Raw genomic sequence first — 15,520 nt, forward strand, 5'->3', positions numbered from 1 at the left:
AACTATTTATCAATATAATTTATCATTATTAAATATTGAATAATAAATAACACCTAAATTAAATTAGTAAAGTTTTATTAACTATTTTTATTGATATAAAGATTTTTTTAGAAACATTAATGTATTTTTAAAGATTATTGGATTTACAGAATAGAGTTATATTTATTGATAAAAATTATAAAACTTTTTAATAATAATTTTAAATAATTTTTAATTTTGTTAAAAAAAGAAAAAGGATAGATTGCTATTTTTAACAATCTATCCTTTTATGTCCATCATCTTCATTTTAGGGAGGAAGATTCACCTATATTATCGGAGGAAGTGATAAAAATTTTAATTGTTTTTAAAAAAAGGATTTTTAATTTTATATATTTAATAAAGTTTAAATTAGTGGTATTTTTAATCTTGATTTATAAAAAAAATATTAAATATTTTATTTAGATGATATAGGGAAATACTATTTAAAAAAAATTGAAGTAAAACATATGAGATGGTACAACAAAATAGCCTATCATTTTTTTAAATTTATATTAAAAGTGTTTATTTATAGTGTTACTAACTTTAAATATAAAATTAAAAAATATGAAGAAGGTCCAAAAATTTATGCTATAAACCATCCTACAGAATATGATGCATATCCTGTTTTTATAGTAGCAAAAGATTATGTACATACCCTAATTGAAGAAAATGTATGGTCTTTTACAATTCCAAGAATTATTTTCAAGTTAACAGATCAAATTAAAATAATAAGAGGGGAAAAATCTTATTTAACTATTGAAGAATCAATTGAAAAACTTAAAAGAGGAGAATCTTTGTTAATTGCACCAGAAGGGGAAAGGATTGATATAGGTGAAAGAGTTAGAGCTAAAAGGGGAGTTGTAAGAATTGCTTTAAAAATGAAAGTCCCTATTATACCAATTGGAGCATATATAGATGATAAAGACATTGTTATAAAAAAAATAAAATTTAAAAAATTTAAATATGAACAGGAGTATTATAGACCTAAATTTAGAGCAAACTATGGAGTTGTTTTTGGAGAACCTATCTATTTTAAAGAATACTTTGATAAAGAAATATCAAAAGAAGAGATGCAAGAACTTGCAAATGTTGTTTTAGAAAAAATTTATGATTTGCGTGAAGAAGCAAAGGAATTATTTAAACAAAAAAATAAAAAATATTATAAAAAATAATTCAGTAAACAATTATAAAAAGTTAATAAAAGAAGATGTATATAGATTAAAAAACATAAAGAAGAAATTAAAATATTAAAAATTTAATTTTTCGACTATTATACCACCAGTTGCTTCCGATCTTATTATATAAGTTGAACCAATTTCAGGAATAAAGTGGATTGAACTTCCATGGTAACTTCTAATTCCTTCTTTTAAAGCAAAATTTTTATCAGAAATTATTTTTAAAAGATATTTAATTATTTTTCTATAATTTTCTATTGTTATTGAATAAGGTTGTTTTTCTACAAAATCAAGAAAATATGGAATATTTTTATTATCTTTTATCAAAAGGTTATATCCATTAGTATAAGGGATCATATCTGAGAATATTTTATATGGTATTGATAAGGTAAATTTATCCCCACTTTCTACAAATTTATAATCAAAATTAATTGTAATAAAGTCAAAATAAATCTCTTTTCCTGATATTATAAAAGTATTATTATATATTTTTTGTCCATCCTGTGAATAAAGTGATAAATCAAAAGAAATATTTCCATTTACATTATTCAATATTTTTATTTTTGCTAATCTTTTCTCTTCTGAAAGGTTTTTTAGAACAATTTTTAATTCTTTTAATTTTATATATTCATTATAAATATTATTAATTTTTTTTATTGAGAAATAAAGTGATAATGAACCTGAAAATATTATTGTTAATAATATAATAACAATTAGAGAATTAAAAAATTTTTTTAAAAAAAAATAGATTTTAGAAATTCTGGTATTTTTTTTAAAAGTGAGAATATATTCTAAAAAAGTATAAATGAGACTTAATACAATTCCTATAATGAAAATTATTAGAAAATAATTTTTAAAATTGTTAAAAATAATTATAATTTGATGAAGAATATTGAAATTCAATTTTCAATCCTTTTTGTTAATAATAAAATTAAAATTATTAAGATATTTAAAAAATAAGAAATAATTCTATCATTATTATAATTTTTCTCATTAGGTCAGATATGTAAATTTTTTAATTTAATCTATTAAAAGAATTAGGAAATACCAATAATATATTCTTTTTAGCCTTAGGCATCTGACATCCACTCGAAAAATTATAATAATGATAAACATATAAATTTAACTTATTTAACCAAATATAACAATTTCAATTTTATTATTAACCACACCAACCACGGAAATAATACTTTCTATTTTGTCTTTGACAACTAACAATTGTTCTAAAAATTTCTATAATGATATATTGTTATACTAATTTCAACTTTATTGCTAACTACTCCAACAAGGAGAATTTTTATCATCAAATAAATTATGTAATTTTATTTATAAATATTTCGTTTTTGTATATTCAAAAACCATTTATTTACATTATCATCTTTTATTTTTCTAACTTCTATTTTTCGATAATTTCGATACCACCTTTTTTTATATGACAAACATAATAGTATATTGTATCCAGATTGATCTTTTCAATTTTTTGAATTAAATGAATTGCATTTCCAAAGTTAAATGTAAAGTCATGATTAGAATCTTGATTTTCTGAGTTTACAAATTTCCATGCAGAATCTATTAATGTATTAAACTCTTTTGAATTATTGTTAGAATAATAAATCATAGGGAAATTATTTTTTGTGTAAAAATATGTGATATCAGTACCAGCATAGGGAGCTATAGTATCAGAAAAAACTTGAATTGGAAAAAAAAGAAAAAAAGAACCTACTTTTAATACTTTAAAATCTAAAAACAATATTTGTCCATTTATTGAACCCTTGTAAGTTCCAATTTTTTTTGTATCTAAATCGTAAAAATTAATTATATATTTTATTCTATTGTTTTCAAAACTTTCAAATTTTATTTTTACAGGTATTATTTCTGATTTTAATTCTTTTATAGATTCTAAAACAATTTTTTGTGAAGAAACAAGGTAATTATCATAAACTATCATTCCTATATAAAATAAGATTAGTATTATAGATAATATAAGTATTAATTTTAAAATTTTTAAAATTTTCATTTGACCCTCATTTCAAAAAAATTAAAAATAATTTTCTTAAGAGTTTTTTTAATGATATACTTTTTTATATAATATTATATAAATTATATAAAAGTCAATAAATTCAAAATTAGTTATTGTAATATTTGAAGGTATTTATAAAGGGGAGTATATGCGATTTTTTCAGGTTGCAATTTTAGGAAGTTCAGAAGCCAGCGAAGAAGAAAAAAAAGTTGCATATGAAGCTGGAAAATTTATTGGTGAAAATAAATGGGTTTTGATTAATGGGGGAAGATCTGGTGTTATGGAGGCTTCTGCAAAAGGGTGTAGTTCTGTAAATGGAATTAGTGTTGGGATATTACCTTCTGCAAATTTTGAAGAAGGTAATAAATATTTATCAATTGTAATACCAACATCAATTGGTTTTTCAAGAAATGTTATTACTGCAATTTCAGGGGATATAGCTGTGATTGTTGGTGGAAGTTCTGGTACTTTAACTGAACTTGCTTATGCATGGAATTATGGGAAAAAAATAATATGTTGTTCATGGTTGGATGGTGTATCTAGAGAGTATGCAAATAAAAAACTTGATTATAGAAGGAACTATTATATTGAATCAGTTGAAAATCTCGAAGAATTGAAAAAAATATTAAAATTAGAATATAATAAATGGGTAAATTTTAAATAATAAATAGGAATGTAAATAATAGTTTATAAACAAAAATATAATAAATTTTTTAAAATATATTTTTTTATTTATTATATAAAAATAAATATAAATACATTTATTTTTAATATATTTATACGAGGGTATAATGATTATAAACAAAATTAGTAAGAATATAAAATATTATAGAGAAAAAATTTTAATTAAAAGAATTTCTATTTTAATTAAAACAATAATATTATTTGTTATGTTTTTAAACATTTTTGTTTTTACTAATAAAAATGAAAATACTATTTATGCTTCTGAAGATGATTTATTTAAAGCTGATATACCAATTTTTTATGGAGAGAAGCAATTTCTTGATAGGATTGAAAAAATAAGAAAAGAAAAAGAAGACCATAAAATACTTGCTCTTCATTTATCTGGTGGTTCAGCAAGAGCTTTTGCTCATATAGGAGTTTTAAAAAGGTTAGAAGAAGAGGGGATTAAACCTGATGTAATTATTGCTAATTCAATGGGATCTATTATTGGACTTATGTATGCTGCTGGAATACCTGTTGAAATTATAGAAGAGATATTTAAAAATATGAATTTAGGAAACCTATTCAATCCTGTTTTTCCTAAAGATGGTGGTATTCTTGATGTTTCTAATTTTATTGCTATTCTTCATTCTTTAATTGGAGATAAAGATATTTCACAATTGAATATCCCAGTTATTGTTGTATGTGAGGATTTAAAATCAAAAAGAAAAGTATTTTTAACAAAAGGGGATTTCTACAAAGTTTTAAAAGCAGCATTTGCTTTACCTGTATATTTTTCTCCACAAGAAATAGATAATTTTCTACTAATTGATGGAGGGATTACAAATCTTGTTCCATTAGAAAATATTGCAAATTTATTCGATATCAATGTAGTTGCAACAACTTTCTATAATAAAAACTTAAATCTTAAAAACCCTTTAACTATTGTAAATGTTGGATTTGATATAGGGAAAAGAAGACAGGGTGTAAAAAATATAAAAAAATTTACCCCTTTTTTGATTAGATGTGATGTTGAAAAATTCTCTTTTATGGATTGGGATAAAATAGATGAGATTATTAACAGGGGGTATTTATCAACTGATAAAATTATTGTCAAATTAAAAGAGTATTTAAAAACCAAAAAATATAACTTTAAATTAAAAGATAAAAAATTGAAAAAAAATGATTGGGAATATAATAAAAACAGTTTTAAAGACAAATGGAGAATTACTAAATATAAAATTATAGAAGATTATTATTTTAAAAAAAATGAAAAATCTTTTAATATTAGCTTTTCATATTCTAATTATGAGAAATATTTTGAAAAACATAATTTATTGAAAGATAAATTTTTTGCTATTAATTTTAAATACTATAATTTGAATTATCAAATTTTATTTGGTCCCACTGTAAGTGTTAATAAGAATTATGGATTGTATTTTAATTTTAATTATAACCCTTTTGGATATTTGCATTTCAATTTTGAAAGTTTTTTATATAGTAGTAATTTATTTGAAAATAATTTTAATTTCATTACCTATTATTTGTATCAAGAATTGTTTTTGCAAAAGTTTTATTTTAATAGATTGATGGTTAAACCATTTTTATCATTTGAATATTTGAATGGCAATATTTTTTATACATTGGGATTTGATAATTCTTATAGTAATTTTAATATTGATAGTATTATTAAAACGGGATTGGAATTAAGTTTATTTTTTAGCAAAGGGGAAGTAAATTTATTTCAAAATAAAAAAAACTATATAAAAATTAAGAGTAATTATTTTCTTGAAAATAAAGCTAATGGATTTGAAAATGAAATTGTTTTAAATTCAAGAGTTAATAGTTTTTGTGATTTTTCAATTAGAGTAATGAATAAAAATTTAATTAATAATAATAATCTTTATTTTTCATATAGAAATAATGACTATTTTTATGGTTTAAATGAATCGTTTAATACTGATAAATTGTTAATATTAAATCTGGATTCAAGTTTTAATTTAAATAGAATAAATTTTACATTTGGAGAAACTTTTATTTTTAACAATTTTTCTTTCCTTGCTTTTACCCATCTAATTTTATTTGATGAATCCAATTTTAATTTAATTGAACTTAATAATTATTTGAATAATCTCTATAATAAAGATATTAATCTATATTTAGAATACTTTAATACATGGACTTTTACTTCTGGAATTGGAATAAAGTTTAATATATCATTAATAGGTTTGAAACCATTTAAAGTTAATCTCTTATTAGGTGTATTCCCAAAAACTATGAAATTGTTTTATATTTTTTATATTAATTAGATTTTATAAATAAATTAATAAACATTGTATTTTATAGTGAAATAATATTTTTAATTATATAAAAAATTAAATAAAATATAGACATTTTAGTATTTTTTATTAAAAATTTAGATATGGATTATTCTAAGTTTATAACATTATTTGCACCCTTATATGTTTTGTTTTTTATTATATTCCCGGAAGAAGAGAAAAATAGAAATTTAAAAAAGTTATCAATTAAAAGAAGAATAAAAAAAATTATTAAAAAAGGAAAAAATATGAATAATGAAATTTTAAAAAAATATATAGGGAAAAGTGTTACTATATCTTTTGGTTCTTATGGAACCAATATTACAGGTAAAATTAACGATATAAAAGAAAATTGGCTTGAATTAGAAAGTAAAAAAGGTGTTGAAATTATAAATGTTGAATTTATTCAAAATATTAAAATTAAATATAATTAAAAAGTAAATTCTTTAATAAAAGTTTAAAAAATTGAATCAATCTTAATTGGTGGAGAAGTAATGTCTATTCTAAATTTTCTATATATTCCATAATTTCTAAGAAAGAGTTATTTATATTAGATGGTAATTCGATTTTTGACATTATACTATAAGCCCTTTTTAAATGGAATTTTAATTTTTTAATTTCAGCTTTTTCTAAGTTTTCATTATTTGAAGAAAAATTATCATATTTTTTATATATTGTTGAAGGTGATAGATCCTTTTCAAACACTTCTTGCTTTATCTCTTCATATAGTTTTCTTTTTTCTTCTGTATCCTCTTTATTTTCATTATCAGAATTATTATTAAATATTTTATCCTTAATCTTATTTAAAGAATAAATAGAATCAATTGAAGGTAATTTTTCTTCATCTATTTTATCTAAATTTTCAGAAACAAGGTAAGAATAACTACTTATTAATTTGAAAACTGTTTCCTTTTTTAGTCTTAATTCTTTTTTAGCATACTCAACAATTGTTTTGTAACCCCATTTTAGATATAATTTATTATTATGTACTTCATGTAAAATTTTTGCAAATTCTATCCAATTTTTTTTAAAATATGTTGCAGATTCTTTAACTTTTTGTCTAAATTCTTCCATCGAGTATCCTTAGATATTTTTGTAATTAAAAAAAATAATTAGTATAATATTAAGAACAATTTAAACAAGATTTAATGATTATGATAAAAAAAATTATAAACCATATTAAAAAGTTCTTTTTGTTCAAGGTCAACAGTTATTACATGACCTGATTTTTTTAAGTACACTAATTTTTTATTATATGATTTTACTTTATTGTATATTTTCTGAGGTGACCTAAATGAAACTACTTTATCTTTTTCAGATTGAATTATTATTATTTCAGACTTTATTTTTTTTATAAATGAATGAAATATTTTAATTATTTTATATAGCTCATGAATGGGTTTTAAATAAAAATAATCTCTATATGCTATGACTATTTTTCTCCCTTCAGGTGAATTACATGGAATAGTATTATTTTCTATTGGGACCTTTTTTTTAAATTTTGAATAAAAATCAGCATATTTCATTTTCTTATCTGGTATGTCATAAGGTGTGGAAAGTAAAGCTAGTTTAGAATCTTTTGAAAATAAAGAAGCATAAGATGCAAGGATACCACCCATTGAAAGTCCAACTATATCAACATGTTTTATTTGTTTTTTAAATTCCATAAGAGAATCAAGTGCAAATTGTAACCACATTTCATGATTTGTTGATATAAAATCCTCTGTATCAGTTCCATGTCCTGGAGTCCTGGGGCAATATACAGAAATCCCTTTTTCTTCAAAAAGTTTTGCAAATGGAATCATTTCAGCAGGACTTCCTGAAAAGCCATGAAAAAAAATAATCCCTTTTTCTTTTGAATGAAAAGATATATATGATTCTGCTCCATTTATAATATTGTATTCCTTAATTTTTTTATTAAACATATAAAAACCTTTTATTAAAATTATATTGAATTGATTATTTTATAATATTTAACAAGTTAGTAATAAATAAAATTTTAGTTATATTAACATTTAATATACATAATAATCTAGCATATAAAAAAGAAAATTAACAAAAATTTAGCTTTATTTTAATTATAAAAAATTATAAATTCTTTATTTGAGTTCAATTTTAAAAATCAATTATTAAAATTATTTTACAATTAAAATTATATTATAAATTTACCATTTTTATAAATTAATTCATTATCAGCGTAAATTTCACCACTTTCTGTCATATCTGCTAAAAGATCCCAATGAACTGAAGACTGATTTTTTCCACCAGTTTCAGGATAAGATGCACCTACAGCCATGTGAATTGTTCCACCAATTTTTTCATCAAATAACATGTTTTTAATAAATTTTTTAATACCATAGTTAGTGCCAATAGCTGCTTCACCAAATCTTTTAGTTCCTGGGATTTCAAAAAGTCTATCCAATAATTTTTTCCCTTTTTTAGCATTCCATTCAATTATTTCACCATTTTTTACTACAAATGAAATATCTTCAATTTCCTGTCCCATAAAGATGCCTGGATAAGAAAATCTAATTTTACCATTAACAGAATTTTCAACAGGAGTTGTAAAAACTTCACCAGAAGGCATATTATGTTTTCCATCTGAATTTATCCAGATTCTACCTTCAGTAGAAAAACTGATATCTGTATCCTTAGTTTTATATCTAATGTTTTTCTTTTTATTTAAAAATTGAACTATTCTTTCTTGTTCATCATGTATTTGTTCCCATTTTTTAACTGGATCATCTTCATAAAGGAAACAAGCTGAAAAAACAAAATCTTCATATTCTTCTAATGAAAACCCTGATTCTTGAGCTTGTGAATAAGTTGGGAATTCACATAAACTCCATTTTAAGGAACCTTCAGATGCTCGTTTCATAAAGATTTTTGAAATTTCAGACTGTGCCATTGATGCTATTTTTTTCTTTTCAGGATCTACATTTTGCAACTCTTTCAAATTGATAGAAGATTTAATATTTAAAAATGCATCATATTCATTTACAGCAAGTTTTTGTATAGGAGAGATATATTTTAGTTGTTTTTCATTAGAATAATCATAATAAATTTTAGAAGTTTCACCAATTGAGATCATAATTTCTGGATATGCACCAACTTTTAAAGCTTCTTTATAAGCTTCTTTTATTAAAGGTGCAGATAAGTAAGAGCCTCTAATTATTAGTTTTTCTTCAGGTTTAAGTTCAAGAGAGTAATTAATAAGTAATTTGGCATATTTTTCATAAATTGATTTTCTCATTATTTCTCCTTTTAATATTGCATTGTTTTATTAAATATATAGCAAAATAATAATAATTTTGAAGAAAAATAAATATTTAAAATAATCTTTATTAAAATAAAATATTTTGATGTTTTGAATAAAGTTTATTTAAAAATTTTCTTCTTTTAAGTAATGTATATAAAAAGCCATACAAAAATCCACCTAGATGAGCAAAATATGCAACATTATTTATTGTCTGGATAGTAACAGAAGCTATTCCATTTAAAAATTGAATTCCTATCCATACAAAGAGGAAAATATATGCTGGTAGTTTAGTATTAAGTAGAAAAAATCCTATAGGAATAATAGTTAATATTTTAGCTAAAGGAAACAATACTAAATAAGAACCTAAAATTCCAGAAATTGCAGCAGATGCTCCTATGTTAGGAATAGCAGGGTTAGTTGTAAATAGTAGTTGCAAAAAGCTTCCAGATATACCAGAAAGAAAATAAAAAATTAAATATCTAAAATGGCCTAAAGCATCTTCAACATTATCACCAAAAATAAATAGAAAAAGCATATTTCCAATTATATGCATAAACCCACCATGCAAAAAAGTTGAAGTTATTAACATATATGAATAGTGGATGGGATCTTCTAAAAAGAATGAAGGAACAAAACCATATTTAAAGATAAATTTCTGTAGTTCAAAAGAAGATAATCTTGTTTCATAAATAAAAACTAAAATATTTAATATGATTAAAAGGTAATTAAAAAAAGGGAAACTTTTAGTTTTATTGTAATCTTTTATTGGTATCATAAATCCTCTTTATAGTATTTTTTTAATAATTTTATTACTAATTTATTATTAAATTTTTTTAAAAATTAATTATTCAAGAATTTTTATTATTAAATCCTGTTTTTTTACTTGATTTTTAGATAGTTTATAAGATTCACATGCTAATTCAAAAGCAGAATTTAATTTTTTTTCATCATCTGAAAAAATAGTAAAAATTTTATCATCTAATGATACTTTATCGCTTTGTTTTTTGTATAATGTTATACCTGCATGAGGAGATACTTTATCTTCTTTTTTGCTTCTTCCTGCACCAGAAATGGTTGAAGCAAGACCAAATTGAAAAGCATCAATCTCTTTAATATATAAATAATTTTGAGACATAAATTCATTGTTGTTAATTTCAGGATTTAAATTTATAATATCTTTTAATGTGGCAGTTTTGTTATATTTTGCTTTACCAAACAAGGAATAATCATTGATGATTTTTGAGTTTCCACCCTGATTTTCTACCATTTCTTTAAATTTTTGTAATGCTTTTCCTGATTTTAATGAAGTTTTCACCATAGTTTCAGATTCTTTTAGAGAAATCTTTTTTGCCATAGATACCATATAAGAAGATAATATAACTATTAATTCATATACATCATATGCTTTGTAATCACCTTTTAATATATCAATACATTCCATTATTTCCAGAGCGTTTCCAACTTGATAACCTAAAGGATTATTCATATCTGTTAAAACACATTTTGTGTTAACTCCATTTTGTTTACCTACTTCTATCATGTATTTACCTAAAGTTTCACCATCTTTTACATTTTTAATAAATGCCCCTTTTCCTATTTTTAAATCAATTACTAAATTTTTTGTACCTTCTGCAATTTTTTTTGACATAATTGAAGATGTTATAAGGGGAATTGATTCAACAGTTGCAGTTGCATCTCTCATAGAATACAGGTATTTGTCAGCAACAGCTATCTCTTTTGTCTGTCCAATCATTGCAACATAAGATTTTTTTAAAATGTTATAATATTCATCTAAAGTCAAATTTACATTAAAACCAGGTATTGATTCAAGTTTATCTAGAGTACCGCCAGTATGCCCCAAAGCTCTTCCACTCATCATACCAACAGCAACTCCACAAGAAGCAACGACAGGAGCTAAAACAATTGAAATTTTATCACCAACGCCTCCAGTTGAATGTTTATCAGCAGTGGGAACATTAAGAAAAGATAAATCAGCTTTTATTCCTGAATTTATCATTTCTCTTGTTAAGATAGAAGTTTCATCAAAATCCATCCCTTTAAAAAAAATAGCCATAAGTAAAGCAGCAATTTGATAATCAGGAACGTCAGCTGAATTTATACTTTCTACGAAAAACTTTATCTCTTTTTCATTCAATTTCTGACCATCTCTTTTTTTTCTAATTATATCAAGAAATCTCAAAATACCCTCCTTAAAAAAATAAAATCAATATTTACATAATTGTTATATTAAACAATTTTAAAAAGAACTTTTTGTAAAAAAATTATAAAGTAAATTATGAAAAAATCAAAATAATAAAAAATATAAACATAATAAAAAATATAAAAAGGAAAAAGATATATATATTAAAGTAAATAATATAAAAATATAGGAGAGAAAATAAACAAGAAAAAAAATAAATTAAAAAATTTTATTAATAAAATAAAAACAAAAAAATAAAATAGTATTATAAAAATAAATTTATTTAGTTTTACTGTTTATTTGCTATTTGTATATTATTTTAATTAATTCTATAAGTACTTTATTAAAATTTTTGTAAAATATTCTTAATTTTATCTTTTGGGTAATTAGCTCCAAGCAATAATCCTAAAAGGATATAAGCTTTATGTGGTTTCAAATCACCTGAAAGTAGAACTCCAATGTTTTCAAGAAATTTCCCTCCTCCTACATAGGAATATATACCTAACACTCTACCCAGGTGGCATCTGGTTGATATTATTATAATTGTCCCATTATCGAGTAATTTTTTAATGTATGGGACTAATTTTGGAGGGACATTTCCTCTACCAAATCCTTCAATTATTAAGCCTTTTGGTTTTTTGTTTTCAACTAAATATTTTAAATACTCTCCATTATCATCAATATATGTTTTATAAAGGTAAATATTTTTTTCAAATTTATTAGTATCAATTAAGATTCTTCTAACTTTTTTTCTACCCATATAGATTTTATCTTCATCAACAATTCCTAATAAACCAAATCCTGGAGAATTAAATGTAGAAACATTAGATGTATAAGTTTTTGTAACTGTATCAGGATCGTGAATTTCATCATTTAGAACTACAAGAACACCATAATTATCGGAGTACTTTGAATCAATAGTTTTAATTGCACCTAAAAGATTTCTAGGTCCATCAATTCCAAGTTCATTGTTTGATCTCATAGAAGCTGTAATTACAACCTTGATTTCATCTGGAATAACTGTATCGAGAAAGAATGCAACTTCTTCTAAAACATCAGTACCACATGTAATAATAAAGCCTTTATATTTGTTTTTATTAGCTTTTATTAATTTTGCTATATTAAATAGATCTTCAATAGTTAAGTGAGGTGAAGGTTTATTGGAATATTCATAAATTTCTAATTCTTTTAAAATTGGTGAATTATGAATAGAAGATAATAATGTTTTACCATCAAGTGCTGGAACAGAGCCACCTAATTTTTCATCATATTTCATAGCAATTGTTCCACCAGTTGTTATAATTAAAATTTTATTGTTATTTGTTCCCATTTTTATCCTTTATATATTTGTATTTTTATTCTATTTTATTTATGTTTTTATTTCATATTTTAACTTATAATAGATACTAGCTCTGTATCTCTTCTTTAAATTTTTCAATAGATATGGAAGAACCAACAACAATTAGTATATCTTTTTCTGATAGTTCATAATCTGCCATAGGTACATCAATTATTTTTTCCTCAAAAATATTTTCATTATTTTCACTTAAAGAAGCGACTTTTTGTTTTATAGCAACTACATTTATATTGAATCTTTGTCTTAATCTTAATTCTCCTAGTTTTTTCCCTATCATATTTTGGGTTGGGATTACTTCTACAATAACATGATCATCTGATAAAGGGATATAATTGAAAACATGTCCTTTAACAAGTTTTCTTGCTAATCTTTCCCCTGCATCCTGTTCTAGAAAAATTACTTCATCAGCGCCAATAGCTTTTAAAATAGTATCATGATGTTTAGAAGTTGCTCTGGCAACAACATGAGAAACTCCAAGCTGTTTTAAATGTAAAGTAGCTAAAATAGATGATTCCATATCATCCCCAATACAAACTATAACATGGTCAAGTTCTTTTAATGGTAAAACTTTAAGGTCTTCTTTATTTTTAGCATCTAAAGTTAATGCCATTGAAACTTTATTTTTAATTAGTTCAATATTATTTTCATGGTTGTCTATTGCTAAAACTTCAACCCCTTCTTTTAGTAGTGTATCTACCAGAGAAAATCCAAAAATTCCCAATCCTATAACTAATACTTTCAATTTTATCCTCCCTTTATCCTATCATAATATTTGCTTTAGGATATTTTATAGTTCTATCAATTACTATTTTACTCATTGCAGATACTAAAGTTAAAGGTCCTACTCTACCTGTAAACATAGCTATAACTATTAAAAACTTTGATACAGGTTTTAAGTATGGAGTTATACCACCAGAAAGGCCAACCGTTCCAAAAGCTGAGAAAACTTCAAAAACAATCTTTTCAAAAGGAAAATTTTCTAATAAGAGCAATAAATAAATCCATAATACAACAAATCCCAGAAATGAGAAAAACACAGATTGAGCTTTTTTAATTGTATCATCAGAAAAAGATTTGTTTTTAAAAACTACACTATTTCTTTCTTTTATATAGGATAAAAATAGTATGATCAATACAAAAAATGTTGTTACTTTTATACCACCTCCTGTTGAACCAGAAGATGCTCCAATAAACATAAAAATATCCATAAAAAAATAAGTTGAAGGTTTAAGTTTAGAAATATCAACTGTATTAAATCCAGCTGTTCTTGTGGTTATAGATTGAAAAAATGAAGCAAGTATTTTTGTTTTTAAATTAAGGTTTTGCAAAATATTGTTTTTTTCAGATATAAAGAATAAAAAAGCTCCTAAAAAAATAAGGATAGTATACATTAAAATAACGGCTTTAGATTGAACTGATAGTTTTGTATTTAAATCTTTTTTTATTATTTTTCTTTTAATATAGTAGAAAATTTCATAACCTACAGTAAAACCAATCCCTCCAAAAATAATTAAAAACATAATTGTTAGATTTAAAAAAATATCACTTTTGTAATTTACAAAAGAGTTTGAAAATAAAGAAAATCCTGCATTACAGAATGCTGAAATACTATGAAAAGTTGATAATTCTATAGATCTAATTTTTGAAAATCCTATATTTGTAAATCTATAGTATAAAAGTAAAATACCAAGAAGTTCAAAGAAAAATGTATATAAAAGTATAATTTTTATTATCCCAATAAATGATATTTTATTGGATTGAACTTCTAATGCAGAAGAGGTAAAATAGTAACTTGTTAAAGAAAATTTCCCAGGGAGCAAAATAAAAATTGAAGCATATAATACCATTATTCCAAGACCACCAATTTGAATTAGAACAAGTATTATTAATTTCCCAATAAATGTAAAATCTTTTGGTGTGTCTTTAACAATTAATCCAGTAACACATACAGCTGAAGTTGAAGTAAAAAGAGCATCTATATAAGTTATATCATTGGTAACAGAGAAAGGTTGATATAATAAAAATGAACCTAAAAGAATAACTGAAAAAAATCCTATAACTATTACTTGAGGGGTTTTTAAGTTTATTCTTTTAAAAAAAGGTGAATAAAAATTATTAACATATAAAAATAAAAGAAAAGTAAATATTTGTTTTAATAAAAGGTACAATGTTAAATAAAATTTTAGATTATTGGAATTTAAAAAGAAATTTCTAAAAAATATTTTGAATCCAAATGTATAAAAAAGAAGAAACAAATATAGAAATAATGCCTTTTTAAAAAAAGGTTTATAATTAACAAAAAATTGTTTTCTAATTATTTCTAAAACAAAAACAATAGAAAAAATTATAATATCTATGATATTTATAAATTTTAGTAAAGATAAACTAATATTTTTATAGTATACAAAAAACATAAAAAAAATAGTAAGAAAAATAATTGTCCATGAAATTTTAAAGAAAGAGGGTTTTAATTCAGAAATATTTTCTTTCATAAAAATAGTTTATTATAA

Annotated in this window: 14 protein-coding genes; 4 read left to right on the forward strand and 10 right to left on the reverse strand. The window is 22.6% G+C overall.

Annotation, left to right across the window (positions count from 1 at the left end; genetic code table 11):
* Window positions 1-485: 485 nt before the first annotated feature.
* Complete coding sequence (locus ACZ5EC_RS09890; protein WP_464302319.1) at window positions 486-1,190, forward strand: lysophospholipid acyltransferase family protein; 705 nt, start codon at window positions 486-488, stop codon at window positions 1,188-1,190.
* A gap of 75 nt (window positions 1,191-1,265) precedes the next feature.
* Here the strand turns inward: ACZ5EC_RS09890 and ACZ5EC_RS09895 are convergent, their stop codons facing one another.
* Both ACZ5EC_RS09895 and ACZ5EC_RS09900 read right to left on the reverse strand, forming a co-directional pair.
* Window positions 1,266-2,096, reverse strand: coding sequence for a hypothetical protein (locus ACZ5EC_RS09895; protein WP_464302320.1), 831 nt, complete (start codon window positions 2,094-2,096; stop codon window positions 1,266-1,268).
* A gap of 493 nt (window positions 2,097-2,589) precedes the next feature.
* Window positions 2,590-3,210 carry a hypothetical protein gene (locus ACZ5EC_RS09900; RefSeq protein ID WP_464302321.1) on the reverse strand — a complete coding sequence of 207 codons (621 nt, stop codon included), beginning with the start codon at window positions 3,208-3,210 and terminating at the stop codon, window positions 2,590-2,592.
* A gap of 151 nt (window positions 3,211-3,361) precedes the next feature.
* Here ACZ5EC_RS09900 and ACZ5EC_RS09905 point away from each other — a divergent pair, with 151 nt between their 5' ends.
* The 3 genes from ACZ5EC_RS09905 to ACZ5EC_RS09915 all read left to right on the forward strand — a co-directional run bounded on the left by ACZ5EC_RS09905 (window position 3,362) and on the right by ACZ5EC_RS09915 (window position 6,628).
* Entirely contained in the window at window positions 3,362-3,877 is a 516-nt protein-coding gene (locus ACZ5EC_RS09905) for a TIGR00725 family protein (protein WP_464302322.1), read from the forward strand.
* Window positions 3,878-4,004: 127 nt separating this feature from the next.
* A complete protein-coding gene (locus tag ACZ5EC_RS09910) occupies window positions 4,005-6,185 on the forward strand; it encodes a patatin-like phospholipase family protein (protein ID WP_464302323.1) in 2,181 nt (726 codons plus the stop codon).
* Between the two features lie 113 nt (window positions 6,186-6,298).
* The gene (locus tag ACZ5EC_RS09915) at window positions 6,299-6,628 is read left to right on the forward strand and encodes a DUF6897 domain-containing protein (protein WP_464302324.1); all 330 of its coding nucleotides are present in this window, start codon (window positions 6,299-6,301) and stop codon (window positions 6,626-6,628) included.
* Window positions 6,629-6,692: 64 nt separating this feature from the next.
* On the opposite strand, the gene ACZ5EC_RS09920 is transcribed toward ACZ5EC_RS09915, so the two are convergent.
* The 8 genes from ACZ5EC_RS09920 to ACZ5EC_RS09955 all read right to left on the reverse strand — a co-directional run bounded on the left by ACZ5EC_RS09920 (window position 6,693) and on the right by ACZ5EC_RS09955 (window position 15,502).
* Window positions 6,693-7,268, reverse strand: coding sequence for a hypothetical protein (locus ACZ5EC_RS09920; RefSeq protein WP_464302325.1), 576 nt, complete (start codon window positions 7,266-7,268; stop codon window positions 6,693-6,695).
* Between the two features lie 71 nt (window positions 7,269-7,339).
* Window positions 7,340-8,119, reverse strand: a complete 780-nt coding sequence (locus tag ACZ5EC_RS09925; RefSeq protein ID WP_464302326.1) for an alpha/beta hydrolase — start codon at window positions 8,117-8,119, stop codon at window positions 7,340-7,342.
* A 227-nt stretch (window positions 8,120-8,346) separates the two neighbouring features.
* Window positions 8,347-9,447: an aminopeptidase gene (locus ACZ5EC_RS09930; protein ID WP_464302327.1), complete on the reverse strand. Its 1,101-nt coding sequence runs from the start codon at window positions 9,445-9,447 to the stop codon at window positions 8,347-8,349.
* 91 nt (window positions 9,448-9,538) lie between these two features.
* Window positions 9,539-10,228 (reverse strand): rhomboid family intramembrane serine protease, encoded by a 690-nt coding sequence (locus tag ACZ5EC_RS09935; protein ID WP_464302328.1) that lies wholly within the window; start codon window positions 10,226-10,228, stop codon window positions 9,539-9,541.
* Window positions 10,229-10,297: 69 nt separating this feature from the next.
* Window positions 10,298-11,653 (reverse strand): thymidine phosphorylase, encoded by a 1,356-nt coding sequence (locus ACZ5EC_RS09940; protein WP_464302329.1) that lies wholly within the window; start codon window positions 11,651-11,653, stop codon window positions 10,298-10,300.
* Window positions 11,654-11,996: 343 nt separating this feature from the next.
* Window positions 11,997-12,983 (reverse strand): asparaginase, encoded by a 987-nt coding sequence (locus ACZ5EC_RS09945; RefSeq protein WP_464302330.1) that lies wholly within the window; start codon window positions 12,981-12,983, stop codon window positions 11,997-11,999.
* 76 nt (window positions 12,984-13,059) lie between these two features.
* A complete protein-coding gene (locus ACZ5EC_RS09950) occupies window positions 13,060-13,752 on the reverse strand; it encodes a potassium channel family protein (protein WP_464302331.1) in 693 nt (230 codons plus the stop codon).
* Between the two features lie 13 nt (window positions 13,753-13,765).
* Window positions 13,766-15,502, reverse strand: a complete 1,737-nt coding sequence (locus ACZ5EC_RS09955) for a TrkH family potassium uptake protein (protein ID WP_464302332.1) — start codon at window positions 15,500-15,502, stop codon at window positions 13,766-13,768.
* Window positions 15,503-15,520: the final 18 nt, after the last annotated feature.

It is taken from the genome of Exilispira thermophila (genome assembly GCF_055389015.1).